The 3,357-nt window shown below is 74.6% G+C and carries 2 protein-coding genes; both read right to left on the reverse strand.

Annotated elements, in window-relative coordinates:
- A partial coding sequence (locus J0670_RS33645) for a sensor histidine kinase (RefSeq protein ID WP_243437900.1) occupies positions 1–835 on the reverse strand: 835 nt, incomplete at its 3' end.
- 234 nt (positions 836–1,069) lie between these two features.
- Positions 1,070–3,292 (reverse strand): SpoIIE family protein phosphatase, encoded by a 2,223-nt coding sequence (locus J0670_RS33650; RefSeq protein WP_207816070.1) that lies wholly within the window; start codon positions 3,290–3,292, stop codon positions 1,070–1,072.
- Between the last annotated feature and the right edge of the window lie 65 nt (positions 3,293–3,357).

The raw sequence follows: 3,357 nt of genomic DNA on the forward strand, positions 1-3,357 counted from the left end.
CGCCGTACGGTGAGGGCGCGGAGCTGAGGGTGACCCGGAAGCCGTACTGCTCGGCGAGCCGGCCGACCGCGGCCAGTCCCAGCTGCGGCACCTCGCCGAGCCGGGAGACCTCCAGGGTGCTGCCGCCGGCGAGCGCGGCGGCGGCCTTGGCGACGGCGTGTTCCGGCATGCCGACGCCGCCGTCGTCGATCTCGATCACCGCGCCGTTGTGCACCGGCATCAGGGTGACGAACACCTGGGTGCTGGGCGGGGAGTAGCGGGTGGCGTTGTCCAGCAGTTCGGCGATGGCGTGGATCAGGGCTTCGGCCGCGGCGCCGACCACCGCGGTCTCGATCCGGCTGCGCACCATCACGCGCTGGAACGGCAGGATGCGCGACTGGGCGCCGCGCACGACGTCCTCCAGCGCGACCGGTTCCGGCCAGTGCCGTCCGGCCCGCGCGCCGCACAGGACGGCCAGGGTCTGGGCCAGCCGGGCCTGTTGGGCGGCCGCGTGGTCGGCCTTGAGCAGGCCCTCCAGCAGTGCCGGGTCGTCGTGGGTGCGTTCCATCTCGTCGAGCAGCGCCTGCTGGTCGTGGGCCATGACGAGGATGCGGCGTGCCACGCTGAGGAAGGCCCGCTGGGTGGAGGCGGTGTGCTCCTGTTCCTGCTGGACGACGGCCAGCTCGGCACCCCGGCGGGAGAGTTCGGCGGTCAGCCGCTCCTGGAGCCGGGCGAGTTCGCCGGCCAGCCGGTCGGCCTCGCCGCGCTGGGTGACGGACACGGCGCGGTACCGCGCGGCGGCCACGAGGGCGAGGACGGCGAGCACGCCGGTTGCCGTTGCGCACCACTGAGTCATCGTCACGCCGCGAATTCTAGGGTGATGATCCTACGAAGGTGTGAACGGATCTCGCCAAGTGACCGGATCTCGTCAATATCGAATCAAAACGCCGTCAATCCCGAGTCGTTCGAACGCGATCCCGCCGCTTCGAGGGGGCCTCGGGCCACCGCGCCCAGGGCCTTCCGGCCCCTCCCCCGTGACGCGGGACGGCCGGATCGCGTTCCGGGTTGTGAGGGGTGCGTGCGCGCGGTGTCACGGAACGGATGGCATCCGGTGCAGGAGCAACAGCGCCACGTCGTCCGGCCGGGAACGGCGCTCGGTCACGTTCAGGGTCAGCAGGTCGGCCAGCCGCTCCAGCGCCGGCGCCGGGCCGATCCGCCCCGGACCGGTCTGCCGGGCCCACAACTCCAGCCCGCCGAGCATCCGCTGCACCGACTCGTCGTAGTCCTCCTCGCGGTCCTCGACCAGCCCGTCGGTGTACGCCAGCAGCGTCTCGCCGCCCTCCAGCCGGTCGACGGCCAACGGGTACGGCTGCCCCGGGTCCACGCCCAGCGGCGGGCCGCCCGGCAGGTCCAGCTCGACGGCCCCGGCGTCGACGCCGATCCGCACCGGCGCCGGGTGCCCGGCCCGCGCCCCGGTCAGACGGCCGTCGGCCGGGTCCAGGGCCAGGAAGAGGCAGGTCGCGAACAGCTCGGTGTCCAGCTCGGCCAGCAGCCGGCTGGTCCGGGCCAGCGTGGCGGCCGGGTCGTGCCCGTCCGTCGCGTACGCCCGCAGGCCGCTGCGCAGCTGGCCCATCACGGCGGTGGCCTCCGCGTTGTGGCCCTGCACGTCGCCGATCACCAGCCCGATCCGGCCGTCCGGCAGCCGCAGCAGGTCGTACCAGTCACCGCCGATCTGCATGCCCTCGGTGCTCGGCAGGTAGCGGGCGGCGCTGGTGATCCCGGGCAGCCGGGGCAGGGTGCGCGGCAGCATCGCGCGCTGCAGCTCGCTGGCCCGGTGGTGGTGGGTGTCGTACAGCCGGGCCCGCTCCAGGGACTGCGCGAGGATGCCGGCGAACGCCGAGTACAGGGTGCGGTCCTCGCGGCTGAACGCCCGCTCGGTGGCGAAGGTGATCAGGCAGGAGCCGACCTGCCGCCCCGAGGCGACCAGCGGCAGCACCGCCCAGGCGGCCGGGGCGAGCGGGTCGCCGCGCCGCGCCGTGCGGCCGGGATCGCTGAACAGCGGGGCGGAGCGGGCCAGCGAGTGCCGCATGACGTCCGCGGACAGGTCCGCCAGCCTCGTCAGCTCGGCGCGGCGCGGACCGCCGTACACGGTGTGCGAGACCGGCAGCAGCCGGCCCTCGTCCACCAGGTCGAGCACGATGCTGGCGGCACCGAAGGCCGGGCGGACCACGTCGGTGACGGTCGCGGTCACGTCCCGTACGGTCACCGCCCGCGACAGCGCCCGGGTGAGTGACAGCAGCAGCGCCGTCCTGGCCCCGGCCGGGCCGCCGCCCGGGGACTCCGGGGTCTTCGGGGACTCCGGGGCTTTCGGCCGGTCCGCGGGGCTCGCGTCGGCGAGCAGCCCGGCGATCCGCACCGGGCGGCCGTGCACGTCCAGCATCACCTCGCCGGACTCCTCGACCCGCGCCACCCCGCCGCCCTGGCGCAGCACCCGGTAGCCGATCCGGTAGTGCCCGCCGCTCGCCAGCGCCTCGGCGAGCGCGGCCTGGACGTCCGGCAGGTCCTCGGGGTGGACTATCCGTTCCAGCTCGGGGGCGGCGCCGTCCGGGGTGGCGGGCCGGCCGGCCACCCGGAACGCCGCCGCGTCCCAGTAGCTCTCCCCGGTGACCAGGTCCCGCTCGAAGGCGCCGTGCCCGGCCGCCCGTACGGCGAGCGACAGCAGCGGGTGGGCGAGCCCGGCGTCCGACTCCGGGGCCGGAGCCTCCCTCGGCGGCCTGGCGTCGGAGTGGTCCAGCAGGTGGTGCAGCCGGTGGCCGCAGGCCTCCGCGATGGTCTCCAGGACGTCCAGGTCGCGGCGCGGGACGGTGCCCCGGTGGGCCAGCGCCAGGGCCAGCACGCCGACCGGTCGCCCGTCCACGACCATCGGCAGGGTGACCACCGCGACCATCCCGGTGCCCATGCCGGCGTTCCGGTTCGGGTAGTCGATGCTGGTGTGCTCGGGGCTGAGCAGGTACGGGCGCTGCAGCCTGAGCGCCATCGCGGCGGGCAGGTCGCTCTCCGGGGCGACGGTGCTGTAGCGCTCGTGGGCCCAGTCCGGCAGCCCGTGCGAGGCGATCAGCCGGAGCATCCCCGCGGAGTCCAGCAGGTAGAGCGCGGAACCCTCGCCGGTGATCCAGCCCGGGCCCTCGGCCAGGACGGTGCCGAGCAGTTCGGCGGCGCTGGTGCAGCCGAGCAACAGGCGTACGCAGCGCATCGCACTGCGGGGGGTCGGACCGCCGCTCGGCGTCCAACTCTCGTCCTCGGAGGGGGGCACTAAATCTTCATACCCTATTTCCACAGCCGGTGACTGGTGACTGCCACAGGAGGTCCAAGCGGCCA

Source organism: Streptomyces sp. FH025 (assembly GCF_017427025.1).
Classification (GTDB): domain Bacteria; phylum Actinomycetota; class Actinomycetes; order Streptomycetales; family Streptomycetaceae; genus Kitasatospora.